Origin of the sequence: Pseudomonas sp. BYT-1 (genome assembly GCF_023611805.1) — a bacterium.
Classification (GTDB): domain Bacteria; phylum Pseudomonadota; class Gammaproteobacteria; order Pseudomonadales; family Pseudomonadaceae; genus Aquipseudomonas; species Aquipseudomonas guariconensis.
Genome location: NZ_CP072559.1, coordinates 1,748,027 through 1,762,516, shown reverse-complemented (window position 1 = coordinate 1,762,516; position 14,490 = coordinate 1,748,027). Strand labels below are relative to the sequence as shown.

Annotated in this window: 15 protein-coding genes and 1 other RNA gene; 9 read left to right on the top strand and 7 right to left on the bottom strand. The window is 62.7% G+C overall.

Going from position 1 to position 14,490, the window contains the following annotated elements:
• Positions 1-78: 78 nt before the first annotated feature.
• The 6 genes from J5X93_RS08050 to J5X93_RS08025 all read left to right on the top strand — a co-directional run bounded on the left by J5X93_RS08050 (position 79) and on the right by J5X93_RS08025 (position 6,435).
• Complete coding sequence (locus J5X93_RS08050) at positions 79-2,550, top strand: heavy metal translocating P-type ATPase (RefSeq protein ID WP_182941427.1); 2,472 nt, start codon at positions 79-81, stop codon at positions 2,548-2,550.
• Entirely contained in the window at positions 2,529-2,741 is a 213-nt protein-coding gene (gene ccoS, locus J5X93_RS08045) for a cbb3-type cytochrome oxidase assembly protein CcoS (protein ID WP_043212290.1), read from the top strand. Before J5X93_RS08050 ends, ccoS begins: the two co-directional genes overlap by 22 nt.
• On the top strand, positions 2,734-3,417 hold the full coding sequence (locus J5X93_RS08040) for a sulfite exporter TauE/SafE family protein (protein WP_043212288.1): 684 nt from the start codon (positions 2,734-2,736) through the stop codon (positions 3,415-3,417). Before ccoS ends, J5X93_RS08040 begins: the two co-directional genes overlap by 8 nt.
• Before the next feature lie 114 nt (positions 3,418-3,531).
• Positions 3,532-4,914, top strand: a complete 1,383-nt coding sequence (gene hemN / locus J5X93_RS08035) for an oxygen-independent coproporphyrinogen III oxidase (RefSeq protein WP_043212285.1) — start codon at positions 3,532-3,534, stop codon at positions 4,912-4,914.
• 188 nt (positions 4,915-5,102) lie between these two features.
• Positions 5,103-5,837, top strand: a complete 735-nt coding sequence (gene fnrA / locus J5X93_RS08030; protein WP_182941431.1) for a Crp/Fnr family transcriptional regulator FnrA — start codon at positions 5,103-5,105, stop codon at positions 5,835-5,837.
• Between the two features lie 49 nt (positions 5,838-5,886).
• Positions 5,887-6,435 carry an adenine phosphoribosyltransferase gene (locus J5X93_RS08025; RefSeq protein ID WP_043212282.1) on the top strand — a complete coding sequence of 183 codons (549 nt, stop codon included), beginning with the start codon at positions 5,887-5,889 and terminating at the stop codon, positions 6,433-6,435.
• A gap of 56 nt (positions 6,436-6,491) precedes the next feature.
• Here J5X93_RS08025 and recR read toward each other — a convergent pair whose 3' ends face one another.
• Positions 6,492-7,094 (bottom strand): recombination mediator RecR, encoded by a 603-nt coding sequence (gene recR, locus J5X93_RS08020; protein ID WP_070574258.1) that lies wholly within the window; start codon positions 7,092-7,094, stop codon positions 6,492-6,494.
• 161 nt (positions 7,095-7,255) lie between these two features.
• Between recR and J5X93_RS08015 the strand changes: the two genes are divergently transcribed.
• Positions 7,256-7,402 (top strand): hypothetical protein, encoded by a 147-nt coding sequence (locus J5X93_RS08015; protein WP_178113759.1) that lies wholly within the window; start codon positions 7,256-7,258, stop codon positions 7,400-7,402.
• Here J5X93_RS08015 and J5X93_RS08010 read toward each other — a convergent pair.
• Together J5X93_RS08010 and dnaX are read right to left on the bottom strand one after the other, a co-directional pair.
• Positions 7,386-7,712, bottom strand: coding sequence for a YbaB/EbfC family nucleoid-associated protein (locus tag J5X93_RS08010; protein ID WP_043212277.1), 327 nt, complete (start codon positions 7,710-7,712; stop codon positions 7,386-7,388). The genes J5X93_RS08015 and J5X93_RS08010 overlap by 17 nt on opposite strands.
• Before the next feature lie 65 nt (positions 7,713-7,777).
• The gene (dnaX, locus tag J5X93_RS08005; protein WP_182941433.1) at positions 7,778-9,850 is read right to left on the bottom strand and encodes a DNA polymerase III subunit gamma/tau; all 2,073 of its coding nucleotides are present in this window, start codon (positions 9,848-9,850) and stop codon (positions 7,778-7,780) included.
• Between the two features lie 155 nt (positions 9,851-10,005).
• Here dnaX and J5X93_RS08000 point away from each other — a divergent pair, with 155 nt between their 5' ends.
• Positions 10,006-10,770 carry a substrate-binding periplasmic protein gene (locus J5X93_RS08000; RefSeq protein ID WP_232111682.1) on the top strand — a complete coding sequence of 255 codons (765 nt, stop codon included), beginning with the start codon at positions 10,006-10,008 and terminating at the stop codon, positions 10,768-10,770.
• Between the two features lie 3 nt (positions 10,771-10,773).
• Here J5X93_RS08000 and J5X93_RS07995 read toward each other — a convergent pair whose 3' ends face one another.
• A complete protein-coding gene (locus J5X93_RS07995; RefSeq protein WP_090346009.1) occupies positions 10,774-11,268 on the bottom strand; it encodes a DUF2938 domain-containing protein in 495 nt (164 codons plus the stop codon).
• 83 nt (positions 11,269-11,351) lie between these two features.
• Here J5X93_RS07995 and J5X93_RS07990 point away from each other — a divergent pair, with 83 nt between their 5' ends.
• On the top strand, positions 11,352-11,756 hold the full coding sequence (locus J5X93_RS07990) for a helix-turn-helix domain-containing protein (RefSeq protein WP_043215544.1): 405 nt from the start codon (positions 11,352-11,354) through the stop codon (positions 11,754-11,756).
• On the opposite strand, the gene J5X93_RS07985 is transcribed toward J5X93_RS07990, so the two are convergent.
• From J5X93_RS07985 to ffs, 3 genes are all read right to left on the bottom strand, one after another.
• Positions 11,750-13,684, bottom strand: a complete 1,935-nt coding sequence (locus J5X93_RS07985; protein ID WP_182941437.1) for a hypothetical protein — start codon at positions 13,682-13,684, stop codon at positions 11,750-11,752. The genes J5X93_RS07990 and J5X93_RS07985 overlap by 7 nt on opposite strands.
• A gap of 17 nt (positions 13,685-13,701) precedes the next feature.
• Complete coding sequence (locus J5X93_RS07980; RefSeq protein ID WP_102081743.1) at positions 13,702-14,112, bottom strand: hypothetical protein; 411 nt, start codon at positions 14,110-14,112, stop codon at positions 13,702-13,704.
• Between the two features lie 165 nt (positions 14,113-14,277).
• An RNA gene (ffs, locus tag J5X93_RS07975) (signal recognition particle sRNA small type) lies at positions 14,278-14,374 on the bottom strand.
• Positions 14,375-14,490 lie beyond the last annotated feature (116 nt).

The following is a 14,490-nucleotide window of genomic DNA, read 5'->3' as shown; positions in this document are numbered from 1 at the left end:
GGCGATGAGACAGGCAGTCCGGCGCCATTACGCGGTGAACCCGCCCCACAGGGTTGCGCTGCAGCCAGAAGACATCACATGACCCAACCCACCCCCTGCTACCACTGCGCCCTCCCCATCCCCGCCGGCAGTCGTTTCACCGCGGTAGTCCTTGGCGAGCCGCGTCAGTTCTGCTGCCCGGGCTGCCAGGCAGTGGCTGCGTCCATCGTCGCAGGTGGCCTGGAGCACTACTATCAGCATCGCAGCGACACCAGCGCTAACCCCGAAGCCCTGCCTCGGCAATTGCAGGACGAACTGGCGCTCTACGATCGCGCCGACGTGCAGCAGGCGTTCGTACGTCACCAAGACGAGCTGTCCGAAGCCACACTGATGATCGAAGGCATCAGTTGCGCCGCCTGCGGCTGGCTGATCGAAAAGCATCTGCGTAACGTGGCCGGCGTCGCCGAAGCACGACTGAACCTGTCCAATCACCGCTTGCTGGTGAGCTGGGACGACCGCCAATTGCCCCTTTCCCAGCTGCTGGCCGAACTGCGCCAGATCGGTTACGCGGCCCACCCCTATCAACCGGACCAAGCCGCCGAACGCCTGGCCCAGGAGAACCGCAGTGCGCTGCGCCGCCTGGGCGTGGCAGGACTGCTGTGGTTCCAGGCGATGATGGCGACCATGGCCACCTGGCCGGAATTCAACATCGACCTGAGCCCGGAACTGCACACTATCCTGCGTTGGGTCGCGCTGTTTCTGACTACCCCAATCGTGTTCTACAGCTGCGCACCGTTCTTCAAAGGTGCCGCCCGCGACGTGCGCACACGCCACCTGACCATGGACGTCTCGGTGTCTCTGGCCATTGCCCTGGCTTATGGCGCCGGCATCTGGACAGCCATCACCGGCAGCGGCGAGCTGTACTTCGACACCGTCGGTATGTTCGCGCTGTTCCTGCTCACCGGCCGTTATCTGGAACGCCGTGCGCGGGAGCGCACAGCAGCGGCCACCGCCCAACTGGTCAACCTACTCCCCGCCTCCTGCCTGCGCCTGGACAGCGTCGGAAACGCTGAGCGCATCCTGCTCGGCGAGCTCAACCAGGGTGATCGGGTCCAGGTGCTGCCTGGCTCGGTGATCCCCGCTGACGGGCGTATTGTCGATGGCCGCTCCAGCGTGGACGAATCGCTGCTCACCGGTGAATACCTGCCTCTGGCACGGCAGGTCGGTGACCGGGTCACCGGCGGCACCTTGAATGTCGAGAGCACGTTGACCGTGGCGGTCGAAGCCATTGGCCAGGACTCGCGCCTCTCAGCCATCGTGCGCCTGCTGGAGCGAGCCCAGTCGGAAAAACCGCGCCTGGCCGAGATCGCCGACCGCGCCTCTCAATGGTTCCTGCTGTTCACGCTGGTGGCCAGCGCAGCCATTGGCCTGCTGTGGTGGCAACTCGATGCGACGCGAGCCTTCTGGATCGTCCTGGCCATGTTGGTAGCGACCTGTCCCTGCGCGCTGTCCCTGGCCACTCCGACCGCCCTCACCGCCGCCACCGGCACCCTGCACAAACTGGGCCTGCTGGTGACGCGAGGCCATGTGTTGGAAGGGCTGAACCAGGTCGATACGGTAATCTTCGACAAGACCGGCACCCTCACCGAGGGTCGCTTGGCGCTACGCAGCATCCTCCCCTTGGGGGCGCTGCCTGCCGATCGTTGCCTGGCGCTGGCCGCCGCCTTGGAGAACCGCTCCGAGCACCCCATCGCTCGCGCCTTCGGTCGTACCGCCGAGCCAGCCGAAGATGTGCAGACCGTGCCCGGGCTGGGGCTGGAGGGGCGCTTCGACGGGCAGCAACTGCGCATCGGCCAGGCCACGTTCGTTTGCGCGTTGAGTGGCGCCCAGATCCCGCCAGTACCAGAGGCGCGTGGCCAATGGTTGCTGCTGGGTGATCGCCAAGGTCCGCTGGCCTGGTTCGGCCTGGATGATCGGCTGCGTGATGACGCACCTGCCCTGCTGGCCGCCTGCAAAGCCCGTGGCTGGCACACCCTGCTGCTATCGGGCGACAACTCGCCAATGGTCGCTGAAGTCGCCACACAACTGGGCATTGACCAGGCCATTGGCGGCCTGCGCCCGGACGACAAACTGGAACGCCTCAAGGCGCTGCAGGCCGAGGGTCGCAAGGTGCTGATGCTGGGAGACGGGGTCAACGACGTGCCGGTGCTGGCCGCCGCCGACATAAGCATCGCCATGGGTTCGGCCACTGATCTTGCCAAGACCTGCGCCGACGCAGTGCTGTTGTCCAACCGTCTGGACGCTCTGGTGCAAGCCTTCGACCTGGCCCGACGCACTCGCCGCAATATCATCGAGAACCTGCTTTGGGCGACCTTGTATAATGGCCTCATGTTGCCGTTCGCCGCCCTCGGCTGGATCACCCCGGTCTGGGCAGCCATCGGCATGTCGGTCAGTTCGCTGATCGTGGTGCTCAATGCCCTGCGCCTGACCCGGCCGACAGGCGCGAGCCTGCTTGCGAGCCAGACGCCCGCGACCGAAAGGAAACCGCTATGCCCGCCCTCTACGTCATGATCCCCGCGGCTCTGCTGATCGTCGGCGTGGCCGTCTACATCTTTTTCTGGGCAGTGGACAGCGGCCAATACGACGACCTCGACAGCCCTGCCCACAGCATCCTGTTCGACGATCAGGACCCACGCCACCAGGCCGCTGTCAAACCCGACGAAAACCAGCCAGACGACAAGGATCCGCCCACCCGTGCCTGACCTGCTTCCCCTGCTCGGCTCGGCACTGGTCCTAGGCTTGCTCGGCGGTGGGCACTGCCTGGGCATGTGCGGCGGCCTGATGGGCGCCCTGACGCTGGCCATCCCTCCTGAGCAACGCAGCCGTCGCCTGCACCTGCTGCTGGCCTATAACTTAGGGCGCGTACTGAGCTATGCCACCGCAGGCCTGTTGCTCGGCCTGGCCGGCGTGGCACTGGCCAGCAGCCCACTGGCCCAAGGCCTGCGCGTGGTCGCTGCACTGCTGTTGATCGCCATGGGCCTGTACCTGGCGGGGTGGTGGAGCGGCCTGACCCGCATCGAAGCACTGGGCCGCGGCTTGTGGCGCCACATCCAGCCCCTGGCCACTCGCCTGCTGCCAGTCTCCAGCCTGCCCCGGGCGCTGCTGCTCGGAGCCCTGTGGGGCTGGCTGCCGTGCGGCTTGGTGTACAGCACACTGCTATGGGCTGCCAGCCAGGGCAATGCCGCTCATAGCGCGGCCTTGATGCTGGCGTTCGGCATCGGGACCTGGCCGGTGCTGGTGGCTACGGGGCTGGCTGCCGAACGCATCGGCGCGGTGCTGCGGCGGCGCGGCGTACGCATGGCCGGGGGACTGCTGGTGGTCCTGTTCGGCCTGTGGACCCTGCCAGGGCCGCACCAGCACTGGTTGATGGGACACTGACAGCGCCTCAGCCCCAGCTACGCGCTCCCATCCAGACCCCGTTGATGCAAATCAAGACGAGCCCCAGCGGGCCGCCCTAGACTCCGGACACTGCCGCTCTCTCCGGGGACCACCATGCTCGACGACCTACGCTGGGACTGCGACCTGATCCGCCGCTACGATCTGGCCGGCCCACGCTACACCTCTTATCCGACCGCCATGCAACTGCACGGCGAAGTGGGTTCGTTCGACCTGCTCCACGCCCTGCGCGAGAGCCGTCGCGCGGTCCGCCCACTGTCGCTGTACGTACACGTGCCGTTCTGCGCCAACATCTGCTACTACTGCGCCTGCAACAAGGTCATCACCAAGGATCGCGCCAGAGCCCAGCCTTACTTGCAACGTCTGGAGCAAGAGATCCAGCTGATCGCCTGCCATCTGGATGCCAAGCAGCGGGTCGAGCAATTGCATTTCGGTGGAGGCACACCCACCTTCCTCAGCCATGTCGAACTGCGCCAATTGATGGCCACCCTGCGCCAGCACTTCCACCTACTGGACGACGACTCCGGCGACTACGGTATCGAGATCGACCCACGCGAAGCCGACTGGTCGACCATGGGCCTTTTGCGCGAGCTGGGCTTCAACCGCGTCAGCCTGGGCGTGCAGGATCTCGACCCGGCCGTGCAGCGCGCGATCAACCGCCTGCAAAGTCTGGAGCAGACCCGCACCTTGATCGAGGCCGCACGCACCTTGCAGTTCCGCTCGGTCAACCTCGATCTGATCTATGGCCTGCCCCGCCAGACCCCGGAAGGCTTCGCCCGCACCGTCGAGGAAGTGATCCGCCTGCAGCCGGACCGCCTTTCGGTATTCAACTATGCCCACCTGCCCGAGCGCTTCATGCCCCAGCGACGCATCGACAGCGCTGAGCTGCCAACGCCTTCGGCCAAGCTGGAAATGCTCCAGGGCACCATCGAGCAATTGACGTGCGCCGGCTATCGTTACATCGGCATGGACCACTTCGCCTTGCCCGATGACGAGCTGGCGATCGCCCAAGAAGAGGGCACCCTGCAACGCAACTTCCAGGGCTATACCACCCACGGCCACTGCGACCTGATTGGCCTGGGCGTATCGGCCATCAGCCAGATCGGCGATCTCTACTGCCAGAACAGCAGCGACCTGGCCACCTACCAAGACACCCTTTCCAGCGCCCAGCTGGCCACCCAGCGCGGGCTGCTGTGCAACCCGGATGACCGCCTGCGGCGCGCGGTGATCCAGCAATTGATCTGCCATTTCGAGCTGGACTTCGACAGCATCGAGCAAGCTTTCACCATCGACTTTCGAGGTTACTTCAAGGACCAATGGCCACAATTGCAGGCCATGCAGCGTGATGGTCTGATCAGCCTGGATGCAAAGGGTATTCGGGTACTGCCTGCCGGGCGACTGCTGGTACGTTCGGTGTGCATGGTGTTCGACGCCTATTTGGCCATGCACAACCAGCAACGCTTCTCTCGGGTGATATAAACAAACCGAGTCGATCAACCGCATGGACAGAACGCCTTGTCAGGCACACTATGGACAGTTAACAGGCCTTGGCATACTCCCGCCAGAGCCCCGGCCAGGTCGCACCAAAATAGCGCACGCTGGCCTACTGCCTATGCTGTGAGTTACCCTTACAGCTTATGTGTGCTTTCCCACAAGGATCGATAGAAATGTCCGAGCCAGTCAAACTGCGCCCACACAACCAGGCCCATTGCAAGGACTGCAGCCTGGCCCCCCTGTGCCTGCCCCTGTCACTCAATCTGGAGGACATGGATGCACTGGATGAAATCGTCAAGCGTGGCCGTCCCCTGAAAAAGGGTGAGTTCCTGTTCCGCCAGGGTGACAATTTCGGCTCGGTCTACGCCGTACGTTCCGGCGCCCTGAAAACGTTCAGCCTCAGTGATGGTGGCGAAGAGCAAATCACCGGCTTCCATCTGCCGAGCGAACTGGTCGGGCTGTCGGGGATGGACACCGAGGCCTACCCGGTGTCGGCCCAAGCCCAGGAAACCACCTCGGTCTGCGAGATCCCCTTCGAGCGGCTGGATGAGCTGTCGGTCCAGCTGCCCCAGTTGCGTCGCCAGTTGATGCGGGTCATGAGCCGGGAGATTCGCGATGACCAGCAGATGATGCTGCTGCTGTCGAAAAAGACCGCTGACGAACGCATCGCCACCTTCCTGGTCAACCTGTCCGCCCGCTTCCGTGCCCGGGGCTATTCGGCCAACCAGTTCCGCCTAAGCATGTCGCGCAACGAAATCGGCAACTATCTGGGCCTAGCGGTGGAAACCGTGTCCCGGGTGTTTACCCGCTTCCAGCAGAACGGCCTGATCAAGGCCGAGGGCAAGGAAGTTCATATCCTCGACCCGATCCAGCTGTGCGCGCTGGCCGGCGGCGCGATAGAAGCCTGAAGCCGCACCGGCAAGGTATACTGGCGCATCCGTTTTCCAGGAAAGCCACATGCACAGCGATACCTTCGATCTCAAAGCCCTGATCCGCCCGGTCCCGGACTTTCCCAAGCCGGGCGTGATCTTCCGCGACATCACCCCTCTGTTCCAGTCGCCGCGCGGGCTGCGCTATGTGGCCGACCAGTTCATCGAGCGTTATGTCGAAGCCGAGTTCAGTCACATTGGTGCCATGGATGCCCGGGGTTTTCTGATCGGCTCGATCATTGCCCACCAGCTGAACAAGCCACTGATCCTGTTCCGCAAGCAAGGCAAGCTGCCGGCCGACGTGCTATCGGAGGCTTACCAGACCGAGTACGGCGAAGCGTTTCTCGAAGTGCATGCCGACAGTCTCTGCGAGGGGGATTCGGTACTGATCTTCGACGACCTGATCGCCACCGGCGGTACCCTGCTGGCGGCCGCCAATCTGATCCGTCGCACCGGTGCCGAGGTGTTCGAGGCTGCGGCCATCATCGACCTGCCTGAGCTGGACGGCTCGCGCCGCCTGCAGGCTGCGGGCGTACCCACCTTCTGCCTGACCGAGTTTTCGCTGAGCGAGTTCTGATTTTTTGTCAGAGCCCTGCGCCTACAGGCGACTGCAGGCGCGGTTCTGTTCATGATTCAGAGCGAGATCGGCTTACGCCCGGCGAAGGCATGAGCCAAGGTACCGCCATCGACCAGTTCCAGCTCCCCACCCAACGGCACGCCATGGGCGATTCGCGAGGCGATCAGGCCTTTCTCGGTCAGCAACTGGGCGATGTAGTGGGCGGTTGCCTCCCCTTCCACGGTAGGGTTGGTCGCCAGAATCACTTCGGTGAAGCTGCCTTGCTCCTCGATCCGTGCCATCAATTGCGGAATACCGATCGCATCCGGGCCAAGCCCGTCCAACGGTGACAGATGCCCCTTCAGGACGAAGTAGCGGCCTCGGTACCCTGTCTGCTCCACTGCATACACATCCATCGGACCTTCGACCACACAAAGTTGTGTGTCGTCTCGGCGCGTGTCGGCGCATTGCGGGCACAATTCCTGCTCGGTCAGGGTCCGGCATTGACGGCAGTGGCCGACGCCTTCCATGGCCTGGCTCAGGGCCTGGGCCAGACGCAGACCGCCACTGCGGTCGCGCTCGAGCAACTGCAGGGCCATACGCTGGGCGGTTTTCTGGCCGACACCGGGCAGCGTGCGCAAGGCGTCGATCAGTTGGCGGATCAGGGGGCTGAAGCTCATGGGAAAGGCCTGACAGATCAATAGGAGGCGGTTTATACCGGCCGGGGTCATATACGTCAAATACCCCCCTTCAAGCGCCACCAGCAACGACCTCACTTCCCGCCGCCCTTGCTCTTCATGCGCGATAGTCCAGACACCATCAATCACGTATGAAGAGGGGCATGGGCAGCGAACCCGTTGTCGCTGATGTGCTGGATCAGCATGGCTTTTCACAGCCAAATAAAAAAGCCGCCCCGATCATCGGTAGCGGCTTTTCGATGCGCAGCCAGTCATTGCCTGGCCAGGCAACAGTCAGAACGGCATCTTGAAGCCCGGTGGCAGCTGCATGCCTGCAGTCATGCTACCCATCTTCTCCTGGCTGTTCTGCTCGACCTTGCGCACTGCATCGTTCACAGCAGCAGCGATCAAGTCTTCCAGCACTTCTTTGTCCTCTTGCATCAGGCTGTCATCGATGCTGATGCGCTTGACGTCATGACGACCGGTCATCACCACGCTGACCAAGCCGGCACCGGATTGGCCAGTCACTTCAGCATTGGCCAGCTCTTCCTGCATCTTGGCCATTTTTTCCTGCATCTGCTGGGCCTGCTTCATCAGGCCGGCCATGCCACCTTTCATCATGGGGGTACACCTCGATTGGGTCATGTGATGCGCCCCGGCTCGCTACCGGGCGCATGGTTATCCGTTCATTCGCCCTGGCTGACCAGGGCTTGCACAGGCTCAATAGTATCCTGTCGTACCGTCGCACCGAACTGCCGGATCATCTGCTGGATGAGTGGGTCCTGCTCGATCGATACCTCAGCCTCGCGCTGGCGCTCTGCACGCTTGCGCGCAGCAGCCTGGGCCGGAGTTTCCTGCTCGGGGCGGATCAGTTCGATCTTCAGTCGCAGGGTTCGTCCCAAGTGCTGATTCAGCGCATCGTTCAGCCGGCGCTGCTGGGTCGTATTGAACAGCGCGCCCTGCCCCGGGTCCAGATGCAGCAGCCAATCGTCACCATCAGCGGCAATCAGCGTACAGTTTGCGGCGATGTTGCCTGTCATACCGGAGACAGGCAACTGTGGGAATAATTCCAGCCATTGCAGAGCCAAGCCCGTGGCCGGCTTGGCCGCTGGCAGAGGCTCAGGCGCCTTCGCCGGCTCGGCTTCGTGCACATGCTCGGCCAATTCGTCCAGGTAGCTGAAACCTGCCGGATCGCTGTCAGGCGTGTAGTAATCCTCATCGAGCGGCGGTTCGTCGTCGCGGTCCATGCCTGCCGAGCCGTAGGCTGACGGATCGAAAGGCGGCTCGTCATGGCTTGGGCTCTGACTGGACACCGGAACAGTCTGAGCCTGCGGCGCGGGCGAGACGTCGGGCGCAGGTGACGCGACGGGGTCTTCCCACGGCAGGTCGATGACGTCATCCACCACCACATCCGGCTCCGGCGCAGCTACCTCGACTTGTCGCTCGGGCTCGGGCGCAGGTACCGGGTCGACAACCGCTGACGGTGGTTCGACCGGCGGCACAGCCGCTGGCTCAGCAGCAACAGCTGCCTGGGCCGGCGTCTCGGATTGCTCGGGAACACTCGCGACAGGCGGCTCGACGACAGGCGTCGCGGCTGCCACCGGTTTTGCCGGATCAGCTGTGGCCTGGCTGATCCCCACCGGCTTTAGTACCGGCTTCGGCGCATCTTCGGCATCCGCCGGGCGGAAAGCCAGCATGCGTAACAGGACCATCTCGAATCCGCCCCGCGGATCCGGCGCCAACGGCAGGTCCCGTCGACCGATCAGGCCCATCTGGTAATAGAACTGCACATCCTCGGCCGGCAATGCCGAGGCCAGGGCCAGCACGCGGTCACGATCGCCCTGGCCGTTGTCCACGGCCTCTGGCAGCGCCTGGGCGATCGCGACCCGGTGAAGCACATTGAGCATCTCGGCCAGCACGCCGTTCCAGTCCGGCCCCTGTTCGGCGAGATTGCGCACGGCCTCCAGCAGCGCCCGCGCATCGCCCTCCAGCAGCGCCTGGAGTACGCCGTACACCTGACCATGGTCGAGGGTTCCGAGCATTGCCCGGACATCGGCGGCCAGCACCTTGCCTTCACCGAAAGCGATGGCCTGGTCGGTCAGGCTCATGGCGTCGCGCATGGAGCCATCAGCCGCACGGCCGAGCAGCCACAGGGCATCCTCCTCGAACGGTACGTTTTCGGCAGCCAGGACATGGCTCAGATGCTCCACCACCCGCTCCGGGCTCATGTTCTTCAACGAGAACTGCAGGCAACGAGACAGGATGGTCGCCGGAAGCTTCTGCGGATCGGTGGTCGCGAGGATGAACTTGACGTAAGGCGGAGGCTCTTCCAGCGTCTTCAACAGGGCGTTGAACGAGTGGGTGGAAAGCATGTGCACTTCGTCGATCAGATAGACCTTGAAACGCCCACGGCTCGGCGCGTACTGCACATTGTCGAGCAGTTCACGGGTGTCCTCGACCTTGGTCCGGCTCGCCGCGTCGATCTCGATCAGGTCGACGAAGCGCCCCTCGTCGATCTCTCGGCAGACCGAACAGGTACCGCAGGGTGTTGAGGTAATACCGGTTTCGCAGTTCAGGCACTTGGCGATGATCCGCGCGATCGTGGTCTTGCCCACGCCGCGCGTACCGGTGAATAGATAGGCATGGTGCAGGCGCTGGTTGTCCAGGGCGTTGATCAAAGCCTTGAGCACATGGGCCTGGCCGACCATTTCGCGGAACGAGCGCGGGCGCCATTTACGTGCAAGAACCTGATAACTCATCAAAAAACCATCGCAACCTGAACAAGCGGAAGATCGCTAATGCTAGCGGAGCGGGGGCAAAATTGCACCCTGCCGAACTCGTCTAAGCTAAGGACAAACGCACGCATTGGCAGCGATCAAGGAGGATTGACGTGCACAAAGCCCTGCTCATCCTCATGCTCTGGGCCGGCAACGCCCTGGCCGAGCAGCCAGTGCTGCGATTCTCCGTCGCCGAAAGCTGGAGCATGCCGCTGATCCGCATCGAACAGGACCAGCCGGTGGAGGGCATTCTGTTCGATCTGATGCAGACACTGGCCCGGGAGACGGGCACACGGGCGGAATATCACGTCATGGCACGCCTGCGGGTGCAACAGGCGATGGACGCGGACGAAGTCGATGTACGCTGCCATGTGACCCCGGCGTGGTTCGACAACCGCTTCGACAAGTTCCTGTGGAGTGTCCCTCTCCTTCACCAGCGTGACCTGCTGGTCGGGAGCCCCGGCCAGTACGCTCCTACCCGCCTTGAACAACTGCCGACTCAGGCCGTCGGCACAGTCCTAGGCTATCGCTACCCCGCACTGGACGCATTGTTTGACCAAGGTCGGTTACGTCGCGAAGACAGTCGCAATCAGGTTCTCGTCTTGCAAAAGCTCCAGGCAGGCCGCTACCGCCATGCCGTGAGCAATGAATTCTCACTGCTATGGTTCAATCGCACACTGCCCCCGGCGCAACAATTACAGGCCCTTGCCGTACTGGAGGAGCAGGACTTGCGTTGTATCGTGCGCAATGACCCGACAGTCCCCACCCAGGCAGTGCTCAACGCCCTGGCACACATGAAGCAGTCAGGGCAGATCGAGCGGATTCTGCAGCGCTACAGCACCCCGCCCACACGGCCGGTCAGCTCGCAGACAGTGACATCGTCCCAGATTCTCGATCGCTGACCCTCACCACGGGCCCGCCTGCACCAGCATCGCACTCAAGAACAACCCCACCCCGAACACCATATGCGTCGCGACGCTGCGCAGGCAGCTGACCAGCGGCTTGGGCGTACGCGACGCAAAGAAGCCTGCCCCCAAGGCAGGCTGCATGAAACAAAGCGGTGCCACGACCGAGCACAAGCCGAAAGCCAGGGCCGGCCAGAGTGTTGGCGAGCTCAGCCACGCCTCCCCTGCCAAACTCACCAGCAATGCTGCAAAGGCGAGGCCGGTGGCGTAGTGCATGAGCCAGCCCAGTGCGCGTTCGTGCCTAATGGGCGCGGCCTTGGCGATTGCTTCATGGCGCAGATGCCCATGTCCCATATGGCCTACCCAACGTCCGACCATCGCATAGTTCAAGGTGGCAACGCCTATACGCTTGAGCATCAACGTCCACAGGTCCATGACCAGCGTGGCGCCGATGCCGATCGACAAAGTACTTAGGAAAGCAGTTGTGGCAGACATACGAACGCCCTCTGGCATTGACGGAAAATTCCATGCCGCGCAGCATAGAAGTTGAAGTCAACTTCAAGTCAAGGGATGCACAAATGGACATCGCCGATGTGGCCAGGCGCACAGGGGTACCGGCCTCGACACTGCGCTACTACGCCAAGAAAGGTCTGATCAGGTCGCTGTCCAGGCAGGGCGAGCGCCGACAATTCCCTGCCGATATCGCCCAGCGGCTGGGGTTGATCGCCCTAGGCCAGGCTGCAGGATTTTCACTGGATGAAGTGGGGGCGATGTTGGTGGAGCAGCAAGTCGATCGACAGATGCTGCGAGACAAGGCCGACGAGCTGGATCAACGAATCAAGCGCCTGCAAGCGATGAGCAAAGGCCTTCGCCATGCGGCGGCATGTCCTGAAGAGGATCACCTGAACTGCCCGACGTTTCAGCGACTGCTGAAGCTTGCCGCCGCCAGTACACGAGCGAAAAAGCAGGCCAAGCCTCAGTAACCGTGCGATTCCCGGAACGGTTGGCTCTTATGGTAGGCCACCCATTCCTCTACCTCATAGGGCAGGTAAAGCTGACGCCGCGCCCGCGAAAGTGCGATGTACACTGCACAGACCCGAGCATCGAACGCATAGGCGTCCTTGAAGGGGTCGGTGCTCATCAGCTCCGGCGTCAACAGCACGCGCTCGAACTCCAACCCTCCCGCATCCTCGGCCAGCATCAACAGAACGCTGCCGGGCTGGCCGGTCACCCGAGCCTTGACCTTGTTCAGCTCAGCGATACGGAAGCCTTCCTGCAGCCTGGCCTCGACCCAGACGAATGCAGCATCGTGCTGATGGATTTCGCGAACCTGCCGCCAATCCGTGGAGTGAGCGAAGGACGGATGCGACTCGTCACTATCCTGCTCTCCCCTGAACAACCTGATCGCGGTTTCCATGAAGCCCTGCAGGTTCATCTGCTCGGCAAAGGCGATTGCGTAATGCTTGCCGGCCAGTTCCATCGCCCATTTCATCGCGTCCCAGTGGGATGCGGTCAACACCACGCAGCCCTCCGGCGGCACAAAGCCTTCTGGATAGAACTCCACGCCGACCTCGGCGCTACCCGCGCCCTCGAATGCCAGCTTGGACTTTTGCGAATGCACGCTGATCAGCGGGTTGATCAAGCGCTCGACCTGAGGACCGCTACGCACGGAGAAGGCGATATCGCGCTGACGCACCTCGCGCTGCCTGCGCAGTCCCGGCCCCCAGGCGCGCTGGTACTCATCGCCAAGGGTAATCAGGACCTGACGGCCACGCTCGATGATCTGCAACAAGGACGCCGGCACGTCCTGGCTCTCGTCGATGATCACGTGGCTATAGCGGGCCGGCACACTGCAACCGGCAAGGCTTGCACGCTTGATCAGCAACAGTGCCAGGAATCCCGTGTGGCTGTCCCAGGCAGGATTAGCCTGGAGGTAGGTCCACAGCCGGCTTGAATATTCCAGCAGTACCCGACTGTCGAGGTTGGACAGCGGGTGTTCGAAATAGGGCAGGTGCCGGGCAGTGATGCTGTAGTCCCAGGACTCGCAGTAGTTCTTCAGCAGCTCAAGGCAGATCTCCAGCGTTTTCTCCGGTCCGTACTGGCGAAAACCGAGAATGCCCAGTTCCTCGGCCAAGGCACGTTTGCGCGGAACCCTCACGGCCTTGGCAGGAGCGCGTCGCGAGCCCTGCAACAACTCATGGGCGAATTCGCCAAACGTCTTGCCTCGCTTGCTATCGGCAGCGACACCCAGGCGCCGCCGCAGCGCGTGCAATTTGCCGGAGGTACGCGCCAGCGGCAGCACGCTCCCCGCGGGCAGGCAGTCCATCAATGCCCCGAGCAAATAGCTCTTGCCGATACCCGCATAGCCTTGAACGTGCAAGTCCTCGTCCGGATTGGCCCGCACTATCCTGACCAGCTTGTCCTGCTCGGCGGTGAGCCAGCGCTCCCTGTCGAACCTGGTGATCGCTTGCTGACGAAACGGATTGTTGCGCTGGTGGCGGCGGATCTTGAACTCGAAATCCCACTTGCCATCAGGTAACAGGTACTCGCCGGCCGCCACTTCGTCAGCCATCAGCAAATGCAGCTTCGAGCCTTTGATGAGCTCCAGCCCGAAGTACAGTTTTCGCGCATCGAACAACCGCCGCGCTTCCGACAACAGCCCTATCCCAGGTGAATGGCGAACATCGACCGACCAGGCCAACAGCCTGGCCAGTACCTTTTCGGCTGCAGAGGGATCGAGCACCTGCCCCTTGGCCTCGACAAGATTCTGGATAACCAATACCGCTGCCAACTGCGCATCGCCCAGCGCATCGAGCGCGCTGTGATCCTGGGCATCGAGCAACCCCTGGCAGGTCTCCAGGGAGACCGGCAGGAACACGGGGTTGGTGAAATCGTAGTGTTCAGGTTGCATACGCGCTCACGGGAAAATCATTCAACGCGGCAAGGCCCGTCGGCCTCGGCCACTGTCAGGGTGTACTCGTACGTCCCAAGGCTGCCCGACATGCCGCCCGGATAGCTTCGTGCTTCTGGGAGGCCGGCTTCCAGCGTGCCGTCGAGTTCATAGATTGCCATTTCCAGCAGCTTGCGCAGGTCCCGGGCGCTACCAGCCGAAACCTTGAGCTCAAAACCCAAAGCCCCTTGAGCGACGACGCCCTGATCAGTGTTTGCAATGACTTCGGCCTCGCCGAGGATGCGCTCATGCTCCTCTTCCATCTGGTCGAGCACCCTCGACAGCTCCAGAACCCGCTCGGGATGGGCAGCCATCAGGTCCTTGATTTCCAGGCGACGGATTTGCCAATCACGGATCTTGTGGCGGGTCTGGTCATCTAGGTGATCCATGGGCGTACCTCAGGAGGTGAAACAGCGAACGGAATGCCTTGCATGATAAGGCGCTCGCAGGGGCGGGAGAAAGACGCGCGGTATTACCAGACGTTGAATTCTGGCGCAGGGAGAGGGGTAGGAGAGACAGGTGAATCGCTTGGCGGACGCCAGAAATGGAGGCGGCCCCACCAGCCACACCCCGGCACACGATGTTCCCGCTATGGCTGCTCCCTTCCGGGCCTGACCAGGTTAACGGGTAATCGTTGCGGGGGGACCGATGGGGCCACCACGACGGCTCGCCATGTGACGAGCCGCGCCATTGTACCGGTCTGGGGCGAAGTTACAACCTCTGCATCGAGAAAAAACCATCATTTCTCAATGACTTGTCCCCTCCGC

Bases quoted from the DNA above. Each gene is read 5' to 3' on its own strand.
- J5X93_RS08050 (WP_182941427.1), top strand. From the start codon at position 79: ATGACCCAACCCACCCCCTGCTACCACTGCGCCCTCCCCATCCCCGCC.
- ccoS (WP_043212290.1), top strand. From the start codon at position 2,529: ATGCCCGCCCTCTACGTCATGATCCCCGCGGCTCTGCTGATCGTCGGC.
- hemN (WP_043212285.1), top strand. From the start codon at position 3,532: ATGCTCGACGACCTACGCTGGGACTGCGACCTGATCCGCCGCTACGAT.
- fnrA (WP_182941431.1), top strand. From the start codon at position 5,103: ATGTCCGAGCCAGTCAAACTGCGCCCACACAACCAGGCCCATTGCAAG.
- J5X93_RS08025 (WP_043212282.1), top strand. From the start codon at position 5,887: ATGCACAGCGATACCTTCGATCTCAAAGCCCTGATCCGCCCGGTCCCG.
- recR (WP_070574258.1), bottom strand. From the start codon at position 7,094: ATGAGCTTCAGCCCCCTGATCCGCCAACTGATCGACGCCTTGCGCACG.
- J5X93_RS08015 (WP_178113759.1), top strand. From the start codon at position 7,256: ATGGGCAGCGAACCCGTTGTCGCTGATGTGCTGGATCAGCATGGCTTT.
- J5X93_RS08010 (WP_043212277.1), bottom strand. From the start codon at position 7,712: ATGATGAAAGGTGGCATGGCCGGCCTGATGAAGCAGGCCCAGCAGATG.
- dnaX (WP_182941433.1), bottom strand. From the start codon at position 9,850: ATGAGTTATCAGGTTCTTGCACGTAAATGGCGCCCGCGCTCGTTCCGC.
- J5X93_RS08000 (WP_232111682.1), top strand. From the start codon at position 10,006: ATGCTCTGGGCCGGCAACGCCCTGGCCGAGCAGCCAGTGCTGCGATTC.
- J5X93_RS07995 (WP_090346009.1), bottom strand. From the start codon at position 11,268: ATGTCTGCCACAACTGCTTTCCTAAGTACTTTGTCGATCGGCATCGGC.
- J5X93_RS07990 (WP_043215544.1), top strand. From the start codon at position 11,352: ATGGACATCGCCGATGTGGCCAGGCGCACAGGGGTACCGGCCTCGACA.
- J5X93_RS07985 (WP_182941437.1), bottom strand. From the start codon at position 13,684: ATGCAACCTGAACACTACGATTTCACCAACCCCGTGTTCCTGCCGGTC.
- J5X93_RS07980 (WP_102081743.1), bottom strand. From the start codon at position 14,112: ATGGATCACCTAGATGACCAGACCCGCCACAAGATCCGTGATTGGCAA.